Annotated in this window: 18 protein-coding genes; 7 read left to right on the forward strand and 11 right to left on the reverse strand. The window is 67.4% G+C overall.

Translation table 11 applies throughout. The features are described 5' to 3' along the window. The first annotated feature begins 22 nt into the window (after positions 1-22). Genes QX126_RS05550 through QX126_RS05560 form a run of 3 tightly spaced genes read left to right on the forward strand, consistent with a single transcriptional unit; the run spans position 23 to position 4,346 of the window. Positions 23-784 carry an ABC transporter ATP-binding protein gene (locus QX126_RS05550; RefSeq protein ID WP_315779766.1) on the forward strand — a complete coding sequence of 254 codons (762 nt, stop codon included), beginning with the start codon at positions 23-25 and terminating at the stop codon, positions 782-784. Then, positions 778-3,144 carry an ABC transporter permease gene (locus QX126_RS05555; RefSeq protein WP_315779873.1) on the forward strand — a complete coding sequence of 789 codons (2,367 nt, stop codon included), beginning with the start codon at positions 778-780 and terminating at the stop codon, positions 3,142-3,144. The genes QX126_RS05550 and QX126_RS05555 overlap by 7 nt, the downstream gene beginning before the upstream one ends. A gap of 2 nt (positions 3,145-3,146) precedes the next feature. Continuing rightward, entirely contained in the window at positions 3,147-4,346 is a 1,200-nt protein-coding gene (locus QX126_RS05560) for an efflux RND transporter periplasmic adaptor subunit (RefSeq protein ID WP_409999079.1), read from the forward strand. A gap of 42 nt (positions 4,347-4,388) precedes the next feature. Here the strand turns inward: QX126_RS05560 and QX126_RS05565 are convergent, their stop codons facing one another. From QX126_RS05565 to QX126_RS05580, 4 genes are all read right to left on the reverse strand, one after another. Next, the gene (locus QX126_RS05565; RefSeq protein ID WP_315779770.1) at positions 4,389-5,486 is read right to left on the reverse strand and encodes a D-alanine--D-alanine ligase family protein; all 1,098 of its coding nucleotides are present in this window, start codon (positions 5,484-5,486) and stop codon (positions 4,389-4,391) included. 117 nt (positions 5,487-5,603) lie between these two features. After that, the gene (locus QX126_RS05570; RefSeq protein ID WP_409999074.1) at positions 5,604-6,128 is read right to left on the reverse strand and encodes a thermonuclease family protein; all 525 of its coding nucleotides are present in this window, start codon (positions 6,126-6,128) and stop codon (positions 5,604-5,606) included. A 159-nt stretch (positions 6,129-6,287) separates the two neighbouring features. After that, positions 6,288-6,473 (reverse strand): hypothetical protein, encoded by a 186-nt coding sequence (locus QX126_RS05575; protein WP_315737722.1) that lies wholly within the window; start codon positions 6,471-6,473, stop codon positions 6,288-6,290. A 166-nt stretch (positions 6,474-6,639) separates the two neighbouring features. Next, a complete protein-coding gene (locus tag QX126_RS05580; protein ID WP_315759004.1) occupies positions 6,640-7,053 on the reverse strand; it encodes a hypothetical protein in 414 nt (137 codons plus the stop codon). 449 nt (positions 7,054-7,502) lie between these two features. On the opposite strand from QX126_RS05580, the gene QX126_RS05585 reads away from it, so the two are divergent. Both QX126_RS05585 and QX126_RS05590 read left to right on the forward strand, forming a co-directional pair. Beyond that, complete coding sequence (locus tag QX126_RS05585) at positions 7,503-8,357, forward strand: HWE histidine kinase domain-containing protein (RefSeq protein WP_315779774.1); 855 nt, start codon at positions 7,503-7,505, stop codon at positions 8,355-8,357. A 191-nt stretch (positions 8,358-8,548) separates the two neighbouring features. Continuing rightward, positions 8,549-9,562, forward strand: coding sequence for an NAD(P)-dependent alcohol dehydrogenase (locus QX126_RS05590; RefSeq protein ID WP_315737379.1), 1,014 nt, complete (start codon positions 8,549-8,551; stop codon positions 9,560-9,562). Positions 9,563-9,709: 147 nt separating this feature from the next. Here QX126_RS05590 and QX126_RS05595 read toward each other — a convergent pair whose 3' ends face one another. The 6 genes from QX126_RS05595 to QX126_RS05620 form a co-directional block, all read right to left on the reverse strand. Next, positions 9,710-10,627, reverse strand: coding sequence for a DMT family transporter (locus QX126_RS05595; protein ID WP_315779776.1), 918 nt, complete (start codon positions 10,625-10,627; stop codon positions 9,710-9,712). Between the two features lie 348 nt (positions 10,628-10,975). Then, positions 10,976-12,148: a M20 aminoacylase family protein gene (locus QX126_RS05600; protein ID WP_315779778.1), complete on the reverse strand. Its 1,173-nt coding sequence runs from the start codon at positions 12,146-12,148 to the stop codon at positions 10,976-10,978. A gap of 193 nt (positions 12,149-12,341) precedes the next feature. Continuing rightward, positions 12,342-12,554, reverse strand: coding sequence for an MJ0042-type zinc finger domain-containing protein (locus QX126_RS05605; protein WP_315737382.1), 213 nt, complete (start codon positions 12,552-12,554; stop codon positions 12,342-12,344). Positions 12,555-12,637: 83 nt separating this feature from the next. Then, positions 12,638-14,383 (reverse strand): CHAD domain-containing protein, encoded by a 1,746-nt coding sequence (locus tag QX126_RS05610; protein WP_315779780.1) that lies wholly within the window; start codon positions 14,381-14,383, stop codon positions 12,638-12,640. A gap of 242 nt (positions 14,384-14,625) precedes the next feature. Continuing rightward, positions 14,626-15,579: an exopolysaccharide biosynthesis protein gene (locus QX126_RS05615; RefSeq protein ID WP_315771056.1), complete on the reverse strand. Its 954-nt coding sequence runs from the start codon at positions 15,577-15,579 to the stop codon at positions 14,626-14,628. 28 nt (positions 15,580-15,607) lie between these two features. Further along, positions 15,608-16,585, reverse strand: coding sequence for a TerC family protein (locus tag QX126_RS05620; RefSeq protein WP_315779781.1), 978 nt, complete (start codon positions 16,583-16,585; stop codon positions 15,608-15,610). Between the two features lie 594 nt (positions 16,586-17,179). Between QX126_RS05620 and QX126_RS05625 the strand changes: the two genes are divergently transcribed. Together QX126_RS05625 and ftsH are read left to right on the forward strand one after the other, a co-directional pair. Continuing rightward, on the forward strand, positions 17,180-18,133 hold the full coding sequence (locus QX126_RS05625) for a lipid kinase (RefSeq protein WP_315779783.1): 954 nt from the start codon (positions 17,180-17,182) through the stop codon (positions 18,131-18,133). Positions 18,134-18,199: 66 nt separating this feature from the next. After that, positions 18,200-20,047, forward strand: coding sequence for an ATP-dependent zinc metalloprotease FtsH (ftsH, locus tag QX126_RS05630; protein WP_315771060.1), 1,848 nt, complete (start codon positions 18,200-18,202; stop codon positions 20,045-20,047). 258 nt (positions 20,048-20,305) lie between these two features. On the opposite strand, the gene QX126_RS05635 is transcribed toward ftsH, so the two are convergent. Next, on the reverse strand, positions 20,306-20,839 hold the full coding sequence (locus QX126_RS05635) for a cytochrome b (protein WP_315737388.1): 534 nt from the start codon (positions 20,837-20,839) through the stop codon (positions 20,306-20,308). Positions 20,840-21,187: the final 348 nt, after the last annotated feature.

The raw sequence follows: 21,187 nt of genomic DNA on the forward strand, positions 1-21,187 counted from the left end.
TTGGTGCAGGAGCCGCAGCCCGATGAGTTCGGCCGTCACCAACGACGGGGGCCCCGCCGCGCCTCCTGATCGGTCCGGCGCCACCCCGGTGTTCCGCGCCCGCAAGCTCTCGAAGACCTATCGGATGGGCGAGGTCGAGGTGCACGCGCTGCGCGACGTCGACCTCGACATCTACGAAGGCGAGCTCGTGGTGCTGCTCGGGCCGTCGGGATCGGGCAAGTCGACCTTGCTCAACATTCTCGGCGGGCTGGACAGCCCGACCTCGGGCGAGGCGCAGTGGCGCGATCATCAGCTGGTCGGCGCCGGCGATGCCGAGCTGACGCGCTACCGGCGCGAGCATGTCGGCTTCGTGTTTCAGTTCTACAACCTGATCCCGAGCCTCACGGTCCTTGAGAACGTCGCGCTGGTCACCGAGATCGCCGACAAGCCGCTCGATCCGCTCGAGGTGCTCAAGCTCGTCGGCCTCGAGCGGCGGATCGACCACTTTCCCTCGCAGCTGTCCGGCGGCGAGCAGCAGCGCGTCGCGGTGGCCCGCGCCATGGTCAAGGCGCCCGACGTGCTGTTGTGCGACGAGCCGACCGGCGCGCTGGATTATGAGACGGGGAAGGTCGTGCTCGCCGCGATCGCCCGCGCCAACGCGCAGCTCGGGACGACCACGATCATCATCACGCACAATGCGGCGATCGCCGGCATGGCCGATCGCGTGCTGCGGCTCGGCGGCGGGCGCGTCGTCGGCGAGACGCGCAATACGCGGCGCCTCTCGGCCGATGAGGTGCGCTGGTGAGCCTGCTGGACCGCAAGCTGTGGCGCGACATCGGCGCGATGCGCGGACAGGTGGTCACGATCGCGCTGCTGGTGGCGGCTGGTGTCGCCGTGTTCGTCGGCTCGGTCTCGACCTATTTGTCCCTGCGCGGCGGCTGCGAGCAGTTCTATGCCGACGGCCGGTTTCCGCAGATCTTCGTCACGCTGAAGCGGGCGCCGCTCGCGCTGGTGCCGCGGCTCAATTCCATTCCTGGCGTGGTCGCGGTCGAGCCGCGCATCGTGCGCGAGGTCATCGTCGATTGGCCTGCCGTCTCGCAACCGGTCTCGGCCCGCCTGGTGTCGCTGACCCATGCCGGCGACGAGCCCCTGGCGCGGTTGCATCTGCGCCGCGGCACGGCGCCCGAGCCGGGCGCCGCGCGCAGCGCCGCGGTCAACGAGGCGTTTGCCGACGCCAACGGCGTCAGGCCGGGCGGCGAGATCCGTGTGCTGCTCAATGGCCGGGTGCAGGGCTTCCGGATCTCCGGCGTCGCCCTGTCGCCGGAATATGTCTACGCGGTAAAGCCCGGATTGCCGATCCCCGACGATCGCCTCTATGCCATTCTGTGGGTCGACCGCAGCGCGGCCGAGGCTGCCTTCGACATGAAGGGCGCATTCAACGACGCCGTGATCGCGCTCGCCCCGGGCGTCGATCCTAAGCCCGTCATCGAGGAGCTCGACCGGCTGCTCGAGCCCTATGGGTCGATCGGCGCGATCGCGCGGCGGGACCAGCCGTCGAACCGCTTTCTCGAGGACGAGCTGAACCAGCAGAAGGTGATGTCGATCACCATTCCCATCATCTTCTTCGGTGTCGCCACATTCCTGCTCAACGGCGCGCTCGGGCGGCTGGTCGCCGCGCAGCGCGAGCAGATTGCGGCGCTGAAGGCGCTCGGCTTTCCGACGCTGCTGCTCACCTTGCACTATCTCAAGCTGATGCTGGTCATCGTGCTGATCGGATCGGCGCTCGGCATCGCCGGTGGCTTTGGCTTTGGCCATGCCATGATTGCGAGCTATCAAGGGTTCTTCCGTCTGCCCGAGCTGCCATTCCGGCTGGCGCCATGGGCGGCGGTCGCCGGCGTCGCGATCAGCGTCGCGGCCGGCGCGTTCGGGGTCATCACGGCGCTTCAGGAGGTCGTCGGCCTTGCGCCGGCGGAAGCCATGCGGCCCGCGATGCCGCTGGCGTTCCGCCGCTCCTGGATCGAGCGCATCGTGCCGGGCAGGGCGTTCGGCGCGCGGCGGATGATGATGCTGCGCAACGTCGCGGGGCGGCCGTTCCGCTCGCTGTTCACCATCATCGGCATCGCCTTCGCGGTGCCGATGATGGTCCTCGGGATCTTCTGGCGCGATGCGATCGGCGACATGATCGAGCTGCAGTTCAACCTGGTCGAGCGCGGCAACGCCATGATCACCTTTGTCCACCCGGTCGACCGTGCAGTCCTGCGCGATCTGGCACGCCAGCCCGGCGTGCTCGCGGTCGAAGGTCAGCGCATCGTTCCGGTGCGCCTGCGCGCCGGGCATCAGAGCTACCTGACCTCGGTGATCGGGCTGGCCGCGACGGACCAACTGCGCCGGCCGCACGATTCCTCGCGCCGTCCGATCGTGGCGGCGCCTGATGGCATTACGCTGACCCGGCGCCTTGCGGAGCGCCTGGCGCTGAGCGCAGGGCAGATCGTCACGGTGGAGGCGATGGAAGGCCGTCGCCGGCGGCGCGACGTTCCGGTCAGCGCCATCGTCGATGAGGCGGTCGGCATGGCGTCCTACATGGATATCGACACGCTCAATCGCTTCACCGGCGAAGGCGCGGCGGTCTCGGCGGCGAGCCTCCATGTCGAGCCGGCGGCGCTGGCTGCGCTCGGTGCGAGCTTCAAGACCATGCCGGCGATCGAATCGGTGACAATGAAGGCCTATGTCATCGCATCGTTCATGGAGAAGATCGCGGGCCTCGTGTTCGTCGTCGCCGGCATCCTGACCGGCTTCGCCGCGATCATCACCGTGGGCGTGGTCTACAACAGCGCACGCATCAGCCTGCAGGAGCGCGCCTGGGAGCTCGCCAGCCTGCGGGTGCTCGGCTTCACCCGCAGCGAGGTCGCGGGCATCCTGTTCGGCGAGTTTGCGCTGGACATCGCGGTCGGGATTCCGCTCGGCCTGTTGCTGTCGCGCGGCGTCATTGCGCTGATCGCGCACCTGCATTCCAGCGAAAGCTTCCAGATTCCGGGCGTGATCGCGCTGCGGACCTACCTGATCGCCACCGCGGTGGTCTTGGCCAGCGCCGCGATCAGCGCCATCATCGTCCGCAGGAGGGTCGATCGGCTCGATCTGGTCGCGGCCCTCAAGACCAGGGAATGAGCATGCGTCCCGTGTTGCGCCGCCTCGGCATCGTGTCAGCGTTCCTGGCGGCCGCCGCCGTCATCGCCTGGATGGCGATGCCGGGCGCAGTTCCGGTGGAGACGGCCGTGGTGACCAAGGGGCGGTTCGTTGCCACCGTCGATGACGACGGCAAGACGCGGGTGCGCCAGCGCTACGTCGTGGCCGCGCCGCTCGCCGGCAGGCTGGGGCGCATCCGCTTCAAGGCCGGCGACCAAGTCAAGGCGGACGACGTGGTTGCCACCATCACGCCGGCGCCAGCGCCGCTGCTCGATCCGCGCGCCCGCCGCGAGGCCGAGGAGCTGCTCGGCGCGGCAGAGGCCAACGTCGAGCGGGCCAAGGCGGTCGTGGCCCGAGCGCAGGCGCAGAGCGCGCAGGCAAGCGCCGATCTGGCGCGTACCACGGCCCTGGCCGCCAGCGGAGCTGCGACGGCGCAGGCGCGGGAGCGTGCCGAGCTCGCGATGCGGATCGCCGAGCGTGACCTGCGCGCAGCCGAATATGTCGACCATGCCGCCGAGCACGAGCTCAGCCAGCTCAGGGCGATGCTGGTGCGCTACGGGAGCAAGACCGATGCCGATGCGCCGGCGGATAGTTGGAGCGTGACCGCGCCGGTCGGCGGTCTGGTGCTGAAGGTGACCCAGGAAAGCGAAACGACGGTGCAGCCGGGTGCGGCATTGCTCGACCTCGGCGATCCTCATGATCTCGAAGTGGTCGTCGACGTGCTCAGCACCGATGCGGTCGAGATCCGTCCCGGCGCCGATGTCACGATCGATCGCTGGGGCGGCGCCGGCCGACTCTCTGGGCGGGTTCGCCGGGTCGAGCCGGCGGCGTTCACCAAGATATCGACGCTCGGAATCGAGGAGCAGAGGGTCAACGTGCTGATCGACATCGTCTCGCCGGCCGACCAATGGCAGCGGCTCGGCGATGCCTATCAGCTCGATGCGCAGATCGTCGTCTTCACGCAGGAGGATGCGACCATCGTTCCGACCGGCGCGCTGTTCAAGCGCGGTGACGACTGGTCGGTGTTCGCGCTGAAGGATGGGCGCGCCGAGTTGCGCACCGTCCGGCTCATCCGGCGCTCAGGCCGGTTCGCCGCCGTGGCCGACGGCGTCGCCAGCGGCGATGTCGTGATCATCTATCCTAGCGACCGAGTGGCCGACGGCGTCAAGGTCGCGCCGCGCTGACCTGCGGCGCCGGCGGGCCCGAGGAGCGGCCGGCGATCGTCGTCAGCGCTGCGACGCCAACTCCCTGAGCCGCGCATGACGCGCCAGCGCATGCGCGATCAGACTGTCCATCAGCGCCGGCTGGGGCAGGCCGGTGGCCTCCCACATCTTCGGGTACATGCTGATGTTGGTGAAGCCCGGCAGGGTGTTCACCTCGTTGACGTAGACCTCCTCGCCGCGGACGAAGAAATCGACGCGCGCGAGACTCTCGCAGCAGAGCACGCCGAACACCTCGGTCGCCATTTTGCGGATGCGCGCGGCGAGACCCGGCTCGACCTGTGCCGGGACGTGCAGCGAGGCACCCGATGCGTCGGTGTATTTGGCCTCGTAGGAATAGAAGCCGTGGCTGTCGGCCGGCACGATCTCGCCGAGCTCGGACGCGGCGACCTCGCCGTTGGGATGCTCCAGCACGGCGCATTCGATCTCGCGCACCGGGCTGATGCAGCGCTCGATCAGGATCTTCAGGTCGAAGCGCAGCGCCAGGCGGCAGGCGGCGGCGAACTCCTCGGCACTGCGCGCCTTGGAGATTCCAACCGAGGAGCCGAGATTGGCCGGCTTGACGAACAGCTCGGATGAGCCGACGGCGTCGACCGCCGCCTCATAGGTCACCGGGGAGGCTTCCGTCATGGTGACGAACGGCACGATCGGCAGGCCGGCATCGCGGAGCAGGCGCTTGGCGACGTCCTTGTCCATCGCCGCCGCCGATCCCATCACGCGGCCGCCGACATAGGCGACATCGGCGAGCTCCAGCGCGCCCTGCACGGTGCCGTCCTCGCCGTTCGGACCGTGCAGCACCGGAAACACGACGTCGAAGGCGAGCTCGCGCGGGGCGCCGTCGCCGATGACCAGCGCGCGGCCCTGGCCGGCCGGCAGCAGCACGATCTGCGGGCCGTCGGTCGGTACGGTCAGCGCCGCGCCTGTACCGTCATTCGCAGCGTCGGCGAGCACCCAGCGCCCGTCGGTGGTGATGCCGATCAGCGTGACGGCGTAGCGGCCGGCATCGAGGGAGCGGAAGATGTTGGCCGCCGAGGCCCGCGAGACGTCGTGCTCCGCCGAGCGCCCGCCGAACAGGATCGCCACGCGCGTCTTTGTCTCTGTCATCGTCCTCATCCAGCCTGGTCTTTGCGGTGCGCGACCGTACAGCCAGAGGGCGACGCGTGGCAATTGAGGTGTTGTGGCCGGTGTGGTGGACAAGGCGACGCCGTCATGCGGCCGCGCTCACCGCCAGCCGATCCCTCCGTCCGAGCACACCGACGTCGTCCCGCCGGCATGCATGCAGCCGCGATACAGCGGGGGCTCGGTGAAACGGCCCGACCAGATGCCGCGGCCGGCGCGGCGGGCGGCGCGCTGATCGGCGGTGTAAACGCCGCGCGAATATTGCGGCTCCTCGACCGCGAGCCCGCGCGACACCATGAACTGGCCGAGATCCGTCGCGCCGGCGGCGCAACGCGCGACGATGCGGCCGTAGCGATCGCCATCGACCGGCAGGCAGCGCAGAACCTTGCTGCGCGTGAAGGCGTCCAGCGTGTTGGCGGCCAGCGCGCCGCAGCGATACGGCCTGCGGTCGCGGCCGCGGCAGAGCTGTGCGCTTTCGGGCGCGTCGATGCCCCACAGGCGAATCCGCTCGCCGTGAATGTCCAGTGTGTCGCCGTCCACGATGCTGACGCGGCCAGCGAGCTCAGCCGCTGCGGCGGGGAAAGCGAGGAGAAGCGGCAGAACGAGGCAGGGGAGGAAACGTCGCAAGATCGGCACCTGACGCTGAGAGGGGCGTGATCGCTCGCTGCGCGAATCGATCGCGGATCATCCCGATCTATAGCGAAGTGGAGTTGCGCGATTGTGTGGCAAGCGCAGCGACAGCAGGGGAGCGTGAATCCGCGCAGTTCGTCCAGAGAGCTTCGCGGTTCAGCGAAGGCTCGCTTTCTCTGTGCGCCCATCCTGCGCGCGGGCCGCGCGCTCGACCTCGGCGGCGAGCATGCTCAGATGCTCGGCCAGACGCGCGAACAGCTCGCGCTTGTCGCGGTCGGTGGCGAGATCACGAATGAGGGCGCATTCCGCCGCGTCGGCCCGCAGCTTGTCCGGCTGAGTCATCAACTCTGACATGTTCCGCTTCCCTGCCGCGCCGGCAAGTTTTCGAAACAACGGATCGTCATGATTGTTCCGAGTATCCACGTATTTTTCGAGCGGGCGCAGTCAGCGCCTGATCGGAGTACCTCTGCCCGGATCCGAGGGGACGCGACGCTGGGTATTCGACCGCCTATCGCTCACCGGGCCACCATGTCGAGGCCGGATGCGCGGCCGAGATCTTGGTCTCGCGCAACGCCACCAGCGCGCTGCGCTTGTAGGGATGACCGCGAAGCCGCGAGCAATCCTGGCAGCGCATGTAGCGCTCGAGCTCATGGATTGGCGTCGTCTTGGCGCGCCTGATGATGTCGAGCGCGACGGTCTGATTGGTGTCGCAGCCGAGGCAGCGTACTTCGAGATAGTAATAGCCGGCGTTGAGCGCATCGCCGAGCAGCGGTGACGGCTGCGCCGGCCCCTTGTAGCCGAGCATGCGCTTGTTCCAAGCGTCGCAGGCCAGACGATCCGCTTCCTTACGCGCACGCGCGGCCTGCTCCTGCGCGATGCGGATGCCGGCACCGTAGAGTCTCTCGCGTGATTTCGTCGTCATGGCCGCGATGATCGACGCTGCGGCGCTCAGCGGCAAGCCGCTAGGGTTAGCGCAGCGAGAAGCGCCGGATACAAGCTCTTTCGCGTGCAGCGTTCCGATACCGTTGTCTTTTCAGTTCGTCGGCGAGCCTGCGACGAGCTCATCGTGCAACGTCCGGCATTCGTGCTGGCGCAGACGCGACGCGGAGTGCGTGCCCGTGGCGGCGGAGCGGTGGCTTCTCCCACCGCGCGGCATGATGCGTTCCGTCTGGCGCAACAGGGGTAGCCAAACGCAACGGCGCGGCAAAGGTTCCTAAAATATTTGCGCCCCGGTGGCAGTTCCTTCAGCTTGTTCCAGCCGGCGTCCGGCGATAGACCTTGCCTTCGGGGTCAATCGTGCGCGCGGGTCGGAGTTTCTCAGATTGGATCGTTCGGAGCAGACGGTGGTCGGCGACCACGTTTCTGCTCACCATGCTCGCCGTCGCGATTTCGACCGCGGGCCGGATCGGGCTGGATTATGCCGGCGCGACGCTGCCCTATGCGACGTTCTACCCGGCGGTGGTGTTCGCAGCGCTGCTCGGCGGCATTCCCGCGGCCATTTTTGCCGCCTGGCTGTCCGCCACCGTGGTGCTCGTCGGCTTCACCGATCGTCCTGATCATGCCGAGGCGATCAACCTCGTTGGATTCCTGAGCACCGCGGCGCTGATCATCTGGCTCGGGTATCTCTGTCGCGGCGCGCTCGTGGAGCTGAAGCGCAGCGAGCATGCGCGCGAATTGCTGCTCGGCGAGCTGAGGCATCGCGTGAACAATCAGCTCGCGTTGTTTCAGGCGATCGTCAGATCGAGCCTGTCGGGCGAGGATCGCGCCAAAGGGGAGGCGATCGCGCTGCGGCTCGACGCCGTCGCGCGCGCCAACAGTCTCGCCTGGTCGGACCACCGCCTGATGACCTTGCGCATGCTGCTCGACGTCGAGCTGCAGCCGTATCGCGCCTCCGGCGCCGTGACGGTGGACGGGCCGGACATGCCGTTGGGGCCGGAAGCGGTGCGCAATCTCGCGCTGGTGTTCCACGAACTCGCGACCAACGCCGTCAAATACGGCGCGCTGCGCGGTCAGGGCGGACGGCTCGAGGTCCAGATCGCGCAGGAAGGCGGTCGCGGCACCGTGGCCTGGCGCGAGCTCTGTCCGCACGCGATCGAGCCGCCTGGGAGCGAGGGATTTGGCGCGCGCATGATCCGAGCGAGCCTCGCAGCGATCGGCGGCAGCATCGAGCAGGATTTTCGCGACGAGGGTCTGGTCTGTCGGATCAGGTTCGAAGCGGCGATGTGACGGCGTGACGGCGTGTCGGCGGTCGGTACGCGCGGTCGCGGTGATCTCCGGACTCCAGCGCGGAGCATGCGCGTGTTTGCGTTGTTTGTCCGTCGCATGGAACGACGGTCGGCTTGATCGCCGGCACGAAACGCTTCACCATTCCCGGCAGAAGAACGAAGCGACAGCGCCGCATGGGCGGGAGACATCGGATGCAATGCTACGAGCTGCAGGGGCCCGGCGGAATCGATGCGCTGGCGCTGGTCGACAAGCCCGTGCCGCAGCCCGGCAGGGGCGAGGTGCTGGTGCGGCTGACGGCAGCGAGCATCAACTACCGCGATCTCCTGACCGTGAGGGGCGGCTACGGCTCACGGCAGAAATTTCCGCTGGTGCCGCTGTCCGACGGCGCAGGCGTGGTCGAGGCGGTCGGCGATGGCGTGTCGGCGTTCGCAGCCGGCGATCGTGTCGTCGGCAGCTTCTTCGAGAGCTGGACGGGCGGCGAGCCGAGCGAAGCGAAGATGCGTGGGGCGCTCGGCGGCGGCGTCGACGGCACGTTGACCGAGTATCGTGTCTTTCCGGTGCAGGCGCTGATCAGGACGCCCGCGCATCTCAGCGATGTCGAGGCCGCGACCTTGCCCTGCGCCGGCGTCACCGCCTGGAGTGCCGTGATCAAGCTCGGCGGCATCAGGCCGGGCCACACCGTGCTGACGCAAGGCACCGGCGGCGTCTCGATCTTTGCGCTGCTGATCGCGAAAATCGCGGGCGCGCGGGTGATCGCGACGTCGTCGAGCGAGGCCAAGATCGCGCGGCTGAAGGCGCTCGGCGCCGATGTCACGCTGAACTACAAGCAGGTGCCGGACTGGGGCAAGAAGGCGCGCGAGATCACCGGGCAGGGCGTCGATCTCGTGGTCGAGGTCGGCGGCGTCGGTACCTTGAACGAGTCGATCCGCGCCACCCGGATCGGTGGCACCATCGCCTTCATTGGCGTGCTCGCCGGAGCGCCGGCCTCGGAGCTGCGGCTGCCGTTGATGGTGATGCAGCAGCAGCGGCTGCAGGGCGTCACGGTCGGCTCGGTCGACGATCTCCAGGCGCTGGCGAACGCGCTGACGCTGCATCAGGTGAAGCCGGTGGTCGATCGCGTGTTTGCGTTCGGCGAGGCGCGCGAGGCGTTCCATTACATGGCGAGTGGCGCGCATGTCGGAAAGGTAGCGATCGCGATCGGGTAAGGGCGCTGCATCAATTTTCTCGTCATTGCGAGGAGCCGAAGGCGACGAAGCAATCCAGACTTGTTTGCTCGCCGCCCTGGATTGCTTCGCTGCGCTCGCAATGACGGCGTGAGTTGCGCTTGTTTTGAGCCCTGCCGGGATATGCGGTCAGCGGACCGTCTCTCTGCCATCCATCATGCCCTTGCGCGGGGGCAGCGTCATCGCGATCACGCCGAGGACGACGCAGGCGAGCCCGATCCAGGCGCTCGGCGCGAGGCGCTCGCCGAGGCCGGCAACGGCAATTGCAACGCCGATCGGCACGCGCAGATAGGATTGCGCGGTGGCGCCGATCGAGCCGAGCGTCTGCACCAGGCGGAAATAGATCACCATCGCGGCCGCGGTCGAGACGGTCGCGAGCGCGGCCAGCGCCAACACCGAGCGCAGCGACGGTGCCAGCGTCCACGGATGGTCGACGACCAGCGCAAGCGGGATCAGGACCAAGGCGCCAGACAGCAGCGATCCCGCCGCCGGCAGCATAGGGTTGAGCCCCTTGAAGCTCTTTCCCATGATCGCGGCGCCAGCATAGCAGATGGTGGCGGCGACGATCGCAATCTGCGCCCACAACTCGCGGCCAAGCCCGCCCAGCGCCTCGGTGCCGACGATGAGGCAGGTGCCGGCGAGTCCGGCGGCGACGCCGACCAGCTTGCGCAGGGTGACGGGCTCGTGGTGCGTCACCAGCGCGGTCAGCAGGAAGGTGAAGATCGGCGAGGTAGCGTTGAGGATCGTCGCAAGGCCCGCCTCGACGGTGCGCTCGGCCCAGGCGATCAGCGTGAACGGCACGACGCTGTTGAGGCCGGCCTGGATCATGAAGCGACGCCATATCGTCCGGTCACGCGGCCAAGCGAGGCCGCGGCTGCGGATGATCGCGGCCAGCAGCAAGCCCGCGATCATCGTGCGTGCCGCGATCAGGGTCAGCGGCGGGATGGTCTCGACGCCGATCTTGATGAAGGTGTAGGAGGCGCCCCACAAGGTCGAGAGCAGAACCAGGAGGGCGATTTCGCGGCTGAGGTCGGAGCGGCGCTGCATGGGGGACTCGCGGCGGAGAAGGACGCCTTCTCATAGCGGCCCGGCGGTGCTCGACGTTTCGATGCGGAACGAAACGTTCCGGCTCTGAACGAAGTAGCCATTCCGGTTCGTGCGCTGCGCCCCTGGATCGCTTCGCTGGCGCTCGCGATGGCGGAGCTTGGAGGAATTCCGGTGCCCGCCACGCCCGTCATTGCGAGCGAAGCGAACAATCCAGAATGTGGGGTGGGCGAAGGTGCGACCGCGCCGCGTGAGATCGTGATGGCACCGTGCCCACCATCTCGTTGCGAAGAATGACGCGCTACGGTGGGCACGCTGCCGCTTTGCCCACCCTACGTTTTCATCAGCTCATCAGTTCGCCGGCATGCTCTTCTCGACCAGCTTCACCCAGTACGATGCGCCGGCGCTGAGGATATTGTCGTTGAAGCGATAGGCCGGGTGGTGGCACTCGTTGCCGGGGCCCATGCCGAGGAACACGAACGCACCGGGGCGGGCTTCCAGCATGAACGCGAAGTCCTCGCCGCCCATCAGCGGAATGGCGCGGTCGTTGACACGTTCAGCGCCGGCGACGTCGCGGGCGACGTCGGCGGCGAAGGCGGCCTGGGCCGGGTGGTTCATCGTCACCGGATATTTGCGCTCGTAGATCGCCTCGGCCGAGCCGCCATAGGCACGGGCGGTGGCCTCGGTGACCTCGACGATGCGCTTCTCGACGAGGTCGCGGATCTCCGGATCGAGCGTGCGGACGGTGCCGAGCATCTCGACGGTCTCGGGGATGACGTTGAAGGTGGTGCCGCCATGGATCGAGCAGACCGAGATCACCGCGGATTTCAAGGGATCGACGTTGCGCGCGACGATCGACTGCAGTGCGTTGACGATCTGCGAGGCAATCAGGATGCTGTCGACGGCCCGGTGCGGGCCGGCGCCGCCATGGCCGCCCTTGCCGGTGACCTTGATGTGGATCGCATCGGCCGAAGCCAGCATCGCGCCCGGCGAGATTTCGAAATGGCCTTCGGGGACGCCCGGCATGTTGTGCATGCCATAGACCTCCTGGATGCCCCAGCGCGTCATCAGGCCGTCATCGACCATTGCCTTGCCGCCGGCGCCGCCTTCCTCGGCCGGCTGGAAGATGACGATGGCGGTGCCGTCGAAATTGCGGGTCTCGGCGAGATATTTCGCAGCGCCGAGCAGCATCGCGGTGTGGCCGTCATGGCCGCAGGCGTGCATCAGGCCCGGGGTCTTCGAGGCATAGGGAACGCCGGAGGTTTCCTCGATCGGCAGCGCATCCATGTCGGCGCGCAGGCCGATGGTCCTGCCGGAGCCGGACTTGCGGCCGCGGATCACGCCGACCACGCCGGTGCGGCCGATGCCGGTCACGACCTCGTCGCAGCCGAATTCGCGCAAGCGGTCGGCAACGATGCCGGCGGTGCGATGGACTTCGTACAGCAGCTCGGGATGTTCGTGGAAATCGTGGCGCCAGGCGGCCATTTCGTCGGAGAGCGCGGCGATGCTGTTGAGGATGGGCATGAGGACCGGATGACTCGCTGAAGTGAATCGGAACGCTGCAGTGATGCGGCCAGGCCAGCCGACAGCACCGCGCAACGACCGACTATGACCCGGTCAAAAAAGCGAGGCAAGTTGCGGCCGGCCATGGCGCCATGCGCGGATGCGCGGTCACCTCGACGGACCACGCCGGGCGTTCCGGATTGCGGAACGGAAGTCAGGCGAGCGGGGCGGGGGCCGGCACGCGGGGATATTTGCGCTCGGGCGGCACCTCCAGGCGGAAGGCTCGCAGCTTCGGCTCGTCCCACGCTGCCAATGGCGTGCCGCAGACGCCGCAGTCGAACCGCCCGGCAGCGCCAACGGCGGATGTCGATTCCGCGATCTCGTAGGCGGCACGGCAATGCGGACACGTCACGCTGGATATCTTCATGAGATCACGCTCCCACACATCTCGACCAGACACCTTGAACCGGATCAATGCGCTCCATGAACCGACGTCATCGCGTCCGATCGTCACGCCTCCTCGGCCTGCCACGGCGTCGGCGCCTTGGTGAAGGCGCGCCACGCCTCGCGCAACGGCTGCTCCACGCCGGCCATGGCATGCGTCTGCCAGCCGGTGATCGCGGCGGCCGCGATCGCCGCGTCGGTGGAGGTGGTGCCGAGGGTCTCGATCACGCCGGCGGTGACCGCCATGTCGTTGTAGTGGCCAAGCTGTTCCTGGAAACCGGCGAGCGTCCTGGCATATTTCTTCGCCGATTTGCTCGCGCCGTAGAGCGGCAGCAGGAAGTCGATGCTGTAGCGCAGCTTCTTCAGTGCGAGACGCAGCCGGTGGCGCCGCTCGGCCGGCAGCTTCTTGAAGCGGCGGCCGCGCTTGAGCACCTTCTGGTGGCGCTCCGACAGGACGGGCCCGGCGAAATCGATCGCGGGCGCGGCGAGGCGTCGGAGATCGTCGGGGGAGACGTCGTTGCGCCAGCCGCGGGCCTCGATCCATTCGCCGAGGCCGAGCACGAAAGCGGCGCAGCGGCGCTCGGCAAGCGCGATGCGCAGTGTGCGATAGGCGAGTTCGCGCCGCCGCTCGGCGAGCGACCGGAGCGAGTCGAAGCCTGCAACCGTGGGGCACGCCTCGGCGATCTCGGGCAGCGTATCGTTCAGGAACACGTCGAGGTCGCGCGCCGCCGAGAGGCTCTGTGCCAGCCAGCGCGCATCCGCCTCGAGACCGTCGAGCGTCGCCGAGGTCCCGAGCGGCCGCATCAGGTGCAACGCGGCGCGCAGGCGGCGCAGCGCTACCCGCAACTGGTGCACGCCTTCCGTATCGCGTCCGTCGTCTGCTGCAGGCATTGCCTGCAGCAGATGACGCAGGCTGCCGCGCAGGACGACGGCGAAGCTCTCGTCGAGAGACACCGCCGGATCGAGGCGCAGCTTGCGCGGCTTTTCGGCCCCCGGCGCTGCTCCCGCTGCGAGGTCGAAACCGCGCGCGGATTTGCTGCGGATCGAAGGTCTGATAGGTCCGTGATCGGCGATGCGCTGCGCGATCTCGTAGATGGCTGCGGGGTTGCCGCTTTTGAGCTCCAGCTCGATCTCGCTCACGATCTCACGGTGCTCGCCGGCGTTGATGACACCGCTGTCGAACGCGATCTCGATGGTCGCGCCGGGCACGTCGAGCATGCGCGCGTGACGATGCACGTCGGCCGTGAACACCGCCTCGAGCGTTGCATCGGCCAGCGCGGAGCGAAGCTCCTCCGGCAGCAGCGCGGCCGCCAGCACCGGATCGGGCGCCAGCGAGCTGACGCTGGCCTCCCACTCTCCGCGCTTGAGCGGGTCGTCGCTGTGCTGCTCTTTCACGGTCTGCACGAAGCGCGAGCCGCTCTGGCGCACCCGCAAGGTGAAGCCGTTCTTCCACAGCATGCGCTTCGGCGTGTCGTAGTAGACCGATGTCAGATGCTTGCGCGAACCCTTGTTGCGCGCATGCGCGGTGACGACCGGTGCGTTGTTGAAGCCGGCGAGTTGATCGGGCGCGACGAGGAGCTTCAGCTCGATCTCATGGCCGGCGCCGGCCGCGGGATCCGGCAAGGACGGCGTCACGACCTCCACGCCCGGCGCCACGGCATCCCCCCGTGTGACCGCGTGATCGGCAAGGTGCTGTGCAGTCAAGCTATCGGCGGCGCCACCGGGATCGCTGCTCGCCGAGTCACCACTATCCCGCACGCCGACCACATGGCCACCGCCGTGGATCGACGCCGTTGCGTTCGAATCGGGCATGTGTCGATTCTGTAACCGTTTAGTGACAGTCATCTCTCGTATAGCTGCAGCCGGCACAAAGGGACAGTGGCATTTCTCGCAGGCGGCTGACGATGCTCGACGCGCCTGCGCTTATCGGTCGCATTTTTTGTTGCTACTTCAATGACAAGTGCTCGCGCTTGCGGCCGGCGGGCGCTCACGAAGATATGTCCCTCGTAGCCGCGCAATGCACCGTCGCCCGGCCGCGCTGCCACAGCGGGAACTCAGATCGAGCCGGTCAGCATGAAACGCGTGGCGATGAAGACGGCGGCTGCGGTGGTCGCAATGCTCGCGGCGGCCACGAGACCGCGGCCGCGTCGCGCCAGCGCGCGGGAGCGTTCGCGCGGATCCTGCGTCGGATCGATGGGTATGCGCCGGCTGCGCCGGTGGCGCACCGCCTGCACCCAGAAGGCAAGCGCGGCGATGCCCGTTGCGACCGCAAACACGGTCGTCACGCCGGCGGCAAAGCCGAGATCGACACCGACGCTCTCCAGCATGGCCCGCAGATGCACCGCGAAGCGTGCCAGGAGAGTTGCGGCATAATCGGCGGCCGCGGCACCCGTATAGAGCAGAACCGCCGTCCACACGACCGCGGCCATCGCAATCAGGATCGACAGCAGGACTGCGAGCCCGTCGCCGGCCATGAAGCCGATCGAGGCGGCGATCAGCGCCAGCGCCGGCATCACGTTGCCCATCGGGATCGGCAGGATGATGGTGACCGCCATCAGAAGCAGCGGCAGCGCGAGCAGCATCCGCGCCGGCCGGCCGGTCAGCCAGACCAGCCGGTCCTCACGCAGGCCGCGCTCGGCAAAGCCCGCCCAATCGAGTCCGGCGCGGATCACCTTGCGCAGCAGCCGCTGCGGCACCGGCCGGCGGCGCAGCGGCTCGGGCAGCCATAGCCGCTCGGCGCCGAGCAGGATCTGCAGTGCGACGAGAGCCACCAAGGTGCCGAACACCATGCCGAACGGGCCGGGCAATGGGATCAACGCCGGCAAGGTCAGCAGCAGCAACGTCAGGCCGAGACCTTCCGACTCCAGCCGGTCGAACAATTCGCCGATGGACGGCTCCTCGGACCGCACCGTGCGGGCGATCGCGAGCAGCCGGCGGCTGATCGGCCCGTTGTGACGGCGCGGCGCCGACGAGTCCTCATCGTTGGATGCGACATCATTCATCACCACGCGGCAACCTCATGTCCTCTGGCCTGCGTCACTTCATCTGCTCGACGGCAGGCCGCGTCTTCCACAGCGAATAGGCGATACCCGCGCCGAGCAGACCGAAGGTGATGCCGAGCGAGAGGGCGGGCGGAAACTTCTCGAGCCCGAGCAGGTCGGCAAGGAAGATCTTCGAGCCGATGAAGATCAGCACTGCCGCCAGCGCCAGCTTCAAATACTGGAAGCGATCGACCATCGCGGCAAGCGCGAAATAGAGCGCGCGCAGGCCGAGGATCGCGAAGATGTTCGAAGTGTAGACCACGAACGGGTCGGTCGAGATCGCGAAGATCGCGGGCACGGAGTCGACGGCGAAGACGACGTCGGCGAACTCGATCAGGATCAGCGCCAGGAACAGCGGCGTCATGAACCAGGTCGGCCTGCCGCTTGCATCCGGCTGGCGAACGAAGAAACGCTCCTCGTGCAGGCGGTCGGTGACGTCGAAGCGACGGCGCACCCAGGCCAGTGCCGGATTGGAGCCGATGTCGTGCGGCTTGTCCTTGAACACCAGCATCTTGATGCCGGTCGCGACCAGGAACAGCGCGAACAGATACAGCACCCAACTCGCCTGGGCGACGATCACGGCGCCAAGGCCGATCATGATCGCGCGCAGCACGATGACGCCGACGATGCCCCAGAACAGCACGCGGTGCTGATAGGCGCGCGGGATCGAGAAGTAGCTGAAGATCATGGCGATGACGAAGACGTTGTCCATCGCCAGCGCCTTCTCGATCGTGAACGCAGTGAGATAGGCGGTGCCGGCCTCGCCGCCGAGCTGCCACCATACCCAGCCGCCGAAGGCCAGGGCGAGCATGATGTAGATGGCGCTCATGACGAGGCTCTCGCGCACCGAGATCTCGCGCGTCTTGCGATGGAGGATGCCGAGATCGAAGACGAGGAGGGCGAGCACGATTGCGAGGAAGGCGAGCCACATCCAGACGGGCTTGCCGGCAAACGCGATGAGCAGGAATTCCACGACGGGTCCTCTTATCTAGCCGGTGAAATTGATGTCAGGTCCGACATCGTGAGCGCACCGGCAGCTTCACCAGAGGGGCCCGGACCAGGGGTAGGGAACGGACGTATGTGTGTCCCGATCGGTTTTCAAGAGCCAGCCCCTTGCGTCCACGTTCAGCAAGATGAACGTGGAGGTGCGACAGAGTGTCTGCTGCCGCGGCAGCCGTCTTGCGGGCGTGCGGCTGCAAACTAATTCCAGAGGGCCGGAGATCCGGGCCCCTCTGATAGTCCATGCGACTATGATGTCGGACTCTCTTTCATGACCGATGCCGCTGGCAGTGATCCCGCTGGCGGTATTGCGCGCTTCGGAGCGCTCCTGAGGAGTTTGACCAGATGCGGCCACACGCGTCGCTTGTTGCTATCAGCCCTTGTTGCGATCAAGCCCTTGGGGCTCTCGCCCCCCACATCACCACCCCAACAATCATGACCCCGCTCATACCTCCCGCAATCCCTCGGATGGCGGCCGTGATCGTGATGGAACCGGAGCGCGTGCTCGTCACTTTGTATGGAACCGGTGCGCTGATGCGCACGGGCATCTCGTGTACGGGAGACAATCGTGACCACGGGGGGTGACCAGATATCGATCGCGAAGGCGCCGCCGTCGCGCTCGGCCGTCGCAACGCGCCGTCTCTTGATGATCATCAACCGCGGCAGCCGCTCCGGCGGCGAGGCCGCGGGCACTGCCGTGTCGCGGCTGAGTGCGGCCGGCTATGATCTCGTGATCTCGGCGCCGCATAGTCCGCGCGAGGTGGCGCCGTGGATCGAAGCCCATGCCGACGATGCGGAGGCGGTCGTCGTCGCCGGGGGGGACGGCAGCCTGAACGCGGCTGCGCCCGCACTGCTCAGGACCGGCCTGCCGCTCGGCATTATTCCAGCCGGCACCGCCAATGACCTTGCCCGCACGCTCGGCCTGCCTGATGACATGGAGGCCGCGGTCGACGTGATCGCCGCCGGCCATCGCCGCCAGATCGATCTCGGCGAGGTCAATGGTCATCCATTCTTCAACGTCGCAAGCCTCGGCTTGAGCGCCGACCTCGCGCGGCAACTGACCAAGGAGACCAAGCGGAGGTTCGGCCGGCTCGGCTACGCGATCACGGCGCTCAAGGTGCTCACCAATGCGCGGCCGTTCCGGGCCATGATCGTGTCGTCCGACGGCGCGGCGCGCGTCAAGACCTTGCAGATCGCGGTCGGCAACGGCCGCTATTACGGTGGCGGCATGGCCGTCCAGGACAGCGCGGAGATCGACGATTCCCATCTGGATCTCTATTCGCTGGAGATCGGCCGCGTCTGGAAGCTGCTGGCGATGGCCTATGACTTCCGCAAGGGTCGCCACGGCCTGTGGCAGGAGGTGCGGGCCACGCGCGACACATCCTTCGAGATCCGCACGCGGCGTCCGCGCCCGATCAATGCCGATGGCGAGCTCGTCACCTTCACGCCGGCGCGCTTCGGCGTGCTGCCGCGCGCCGTCTCCGTATTCGTCCCCAAGGCCGAAGGGCGGGACCGTGCCTGACGCGATGGCGCTTGATCCGCCGTTTGCGGCCGCTCGTTTTCGACTGATCACCCGATTGAGAGACCCATGACCAAGCAGACCCGCTTCAATCTCTGGTACGCGATCGTCGCGATCTTCGTCGCGATGATGATCCACAATGCGTGGACGAGCTATCGCCAGGTCGCCGTCATTCCCTACAGTCAATTCCAGGATCTCCTGTCCGCCGGCAAGGTGAAGGAGGTCGGCGTCTCCGAGAACTATCTGGAAGGCACGCTGAAGGAGCCGCTGCCCAGCGGCCAGTCGCGCTTCGCGACGACGCGCGTCGACCAGGAGTTCGCCAAGGAGCTCAGCAAGGCCAACGTGACGTTCACCGGCCGCGTCGAGAGCAACATCCTCGGCGACATTCTCTCGCTGGTGATGCCGATCGCGCTGTTCTTCGGCGTCTGGTACTGGCTGTCGCGCCGGATGATGGGCGGCGCCGGCGGGCTCGGCGGCGGCCTGATGCAGATCGGCAAGAGCAAGGCCAAGGTCTACGTCGAATCCAACACCGGCGTCCGCTTCGACGACGTCGCCGGCGTCGACGAGGCCAAGGACGAGCTGCGCGAGATCGTCTCGTTCCTGAAGGATCCGAAATCCTATGGCCGTCTCGGCGGCCGCATGCCGAAGGGCGTGCTGCTGGTCGGCCCGCCCGGCACCGGCAAGACGCTGCTCGCCAAGGCGGTGGCCGGCGAGGCCGGCGTGCCGTTCTTCTCGATCTCCGGCTCGGAGTTCGTCGAAATGTTCGTCGGCGTCGGTGCGGCGCGCGTGCGCGACCTGTTCGAGCAGGCCCGCGCCAAGGCGCCCGCCATCATCTTCATCGACGAGCTCGATGCGCTCGGCCGCGCCCGCGGCATGGGCCCGTTCGCCGGCGGCCATGACGAGAAGGAGCAGACGCTCAACCAGCTGCTGGTCGAGCTCGACGGCTTCGATTCCTCGACGGGTCTGGTGCTGCTGGCGGCGACCAACCGGCCCGAGATTCTCGATCCGGCGCTGCTGCGCGCCGGCCGCTTCGACCGCCAGGTGCTGGTCGACCGGCCCGACAAGCCGGGCCGCATCCAGATCCTGCAGGTGCATCTGAAGAAGGCCAAGCTCGCCGCCGACGTCGATCCGGAGAAGGTGGCCGCGCTGACGCCGGGCTTCACCGGCGCCGATCTCGCCAACCTCGTCAACGAGGCGACCTTGCTGGCAACGCGGCGCGGCGGCGACGAGGTCAGGCTCGACGATTTCAACAACGCCATCGAGCGCATCGTCGCCGGCCTGGAGAAGCGCAACCGGCTGCTCAACCCGAAGGAGCGCGAGATCGTCGCCTATCACGAGATGGGGCATGCGATCGTTGCGATGAGTCTGCCGGGCACCGATCCCGTGCACAAGGTCTCGATCATTCCGCGCGGCGTCGGCGCGCTCGGCTATACCATCCAGCGTCCGACCGAAGATCGCTTCCTGATGACGCGCGAGGAGCTGGAGAACAAGATGGCGGTGCTGCTCGGCGGCCGTGCCGCGGAGCTCGTGGTCTACGGCCATCTGTCGACCGGCGCCGCCGACGATCTGCGCCGCGTCACCGACATCGCGCGCTCGATGGTGACCCGCTACGGCATGTCGGAGCAGTTGGGCTCGGTCGCCTATGAGCGCGACAACCAGTCGTTCCTGCCGCCGGGCAGCTCGCACAGCGCCGAGTATGGCGAGGCCGCAGGGGATGCGATCGACGCCGAGGTGCGTGCGATCGTGACATCAGCGTTGGAGCGGACCCGCAAGCTGCTGCAGGACAAGCGCGACGTGCTGGAGCGCGCCGCCCGCCGCCTGCTGGTCAAGGAGACGCTCGACGAGACCGAACTCGCCGCGCTGCTGAAGCAGGACCAGCGCGCCGGCGATCTGGTTGCGGCGGCGAAGCCGATGTAGTTGGTGCTGTGTAGGGTGGGCAAAGGCACAGCCGTGCTCATTCTACGAGCGAGATCGTGAAGGCGCCGTGCCCACCATCTGATCGCTTGCTCTGCCGCACGACGGTGGGCACGCTGCCGCCTGACGGCGACTGCTTTGCCCACCCTACGAAGGCGCAGCGCATTGACCTCGTAGCCCGGATGAGCGGAGCGATATCCGGGGTCTCCAACGCTGCCTGCGATGAACCCGGATGTCGCTGCGCTCATCCGGGCTACGAGGTTACCGTCGCGGCCACATCCGGGCCAATGTCTCGTCCTTCTTGACGAACTCATGCCAGAGCGTGGCGGCGATGTGCAGGCCGACGACGAGATAGACCACATAGGCCAGCGCGTCGTGCGTGATCTCGCCGGCCTGCGCGATCGTCTTGTCGCCGGCGAACAGGCGCGGCCAGCTGAACGTCCAGAAGTAGCGCAGCGAGTAGCCGCCGGCCGACGAGAACATGTAGCCGGTGACGGGCATGACCAGAAGCAGCGCATAGAGCGTCCAATGATTGAGCTGCGACAGCGCGCGGACGATCGGGCCGAAGGCGGCCGGAGCTGCCGGGGCCGTCGTGCGAGCCCGCACGATCAGACGGAGAATGGCGAGCAGAAACAGCGTGACGCCGAGCGACTTGTGGATTTCCAGCAACTCGCGCCGCGGCGATGTCCCGGCCGGCTGCAGGCCGCAATAGAGTCCGATCAGCATGGCTGCAATGAACAGCAGCGCCGTTGCCCAATGGATCCGTCGCAGCAGAGGATCATAGGTCGCCGGCATGTGGGTGTCTCGTCGATGGGGGAGCAGGACGACCTGCATAGGCGCTCGTCTGGTCGGTGTCGAAGGATCAGAGGTCGACGACGAGATGTCGGACAACCGCACAAAGGTATCTGCTGATCATTTTTGAGTGATTCCATGCGTGCCGCTCTGTCAGTCGCGCCTCCGGTGATCCTCAAGCGCCGACCCGGCCTGCGGGGGCTCGATACGCCGTCCCCCGTTCGATGTCTGCATCGGATCAAGCGACGATGTTGCCTTGCGGATGACGGGCGGTGCTGAGAACTGAGCGGGTGTCCTGCAGGCTCGCGCAGGGATTGCGCCTTGATTTTCTTGCAATTGCGGACCAATCTC

Origin of the sequence: Bradyrhizobium sp. SZCCHNPS1003, assembly GCF_032381555.1 — a bacterium.
Classification (GTDB): Bacteria; Pseudomonadota; Alphaproteobacteria; order Rhizobiales; family Xanthobacteraceae; genus Bradyrhizobium.